Origin of the sequence: Streptococcus sp. (assembly GCF_032481935.1) — a bacterium.
Lineage (GTDB): Bacteria > Bacillota > Bacilli > Lactobacillales > Streptococcaceae > Streptococcus.
The window spans coordinates 1-1,083 of the sequence record NZ_JAWERU010000101.1 but is presented as its reverse complement, the minus strand read 5'-3'; the positions used below and the strand labels follow the sequence as shown (position 1 = coordinate 1,083).

At 58.4% G+C, this 1,083-nt stretch carries 2 protein-coding genes; one reads left to right on the top strand and one right to left on the bottom strand.

Features of this window, described 5'->3' with window-relative positions; all coding sequences use genetic code 11:
• A partial coding sequence (locus E7C97_RS09550) for a hypothetical protein (protein WP_316109083.1) occupies positions 1-203 on the top strand: 203 nt, incomplete at its 5' end.
• Between the two features lie 173 nt (positions 204-376).
• On the opposite strand, the gene E7C97_RS09545 is transcribed toward E7C97_RS09550, so the two are convergent.
• On the bottom strand, positions 377-1,083 hold a 707-nt coding region (locus tag E7C97_RS09545; protein WP_316109082.1), incomplete at its 5' end, for a sulfite exporter TauE/SafE family protein.

The following is a 1,083-nucleotide window of genomic DNA, read 5'->3' as shown; positions in this document are numbered from 1 at the left end:
GCCCCGGCCGCGTGCCGGTGGACCTGTGGAATCTGCTGCGGCATGGCTTCGTGCTTTCGTTTCCAGTCGCGATTTGTTTTGTTTGGCGACAGAAAATCGTACACAGGACACGGGCCATGCCCCTATCTCAAGCCCAGACCAAAGTACGCAAAATTTCGGGCGTTGTCCCACTGTTCCCCATTTATGGAATCGTAATTTACTAAATCATGATTCCATAGACCGAACGATGGCTGTATTCATCTTCGAGGGCGGTTGAAACCGCGTCGACACGCCGAAGGGGGGCTCGCAGAACCATGGTTGCTGAAAGGCAGCCATTGGAATTCCGCCATTGTGCGAAACCTATCCGCCGTTCTGCGAGCACTCCTTCGGCGTGTCGTTAGGCGAGCATTTCGATAAGTGTGGAAATCATCGTGTACGTCGCCACGATGAACAGCAATCCTGCGAACAATCGCGTCAATACGACTTCCCGCATCCTGCGTGACGCCGGAGCTCCGACCAGTCCTCCAATCATTGAGGCCAATGCGAAGACGATCACGATTCCCCAGTCGATGCTGACGCTGGTCCCAATGCGCGACATCAGGCCGGCCGCCGATGCGATAATCATCACCAGCAGCGATGTCGAGGAGGCCTCGCGCATGGTGAACCCCAAAGCCAGCACCAGCATCGGCACTACGGCAAAACCTCCGCCGACGCCGAAAAACCCGGTTAATGCGCCGGTCGCCGTCGCGCATGCCACCAGCAGCCAAACGGACCGATGCGGGTTGGGGGAACCGGAATCGGCATGCGCGACGGTTCCGGCGTCACCGACTTGACTCATACGGCAGGATTTACGCACCATAAACACGCCAACCGCCATCAACAGCACGCTGAACAGTATCATCAGCATATGCGCGTCCACCATCAGGGATGCGCGCGACCCTAACACGTTGCCGACCGAAGACACCACGCCGAACACCAAACCGTCTCGCCAACGCACATGCCCTTCGCGGGCGCGAGGCATCAGCGATACCACCGCGGTCAATCCGACGATCACCAAGGAGCCGGCCGACGCGGCATGAGGCTCCTGTCCCAGCAGATACACCA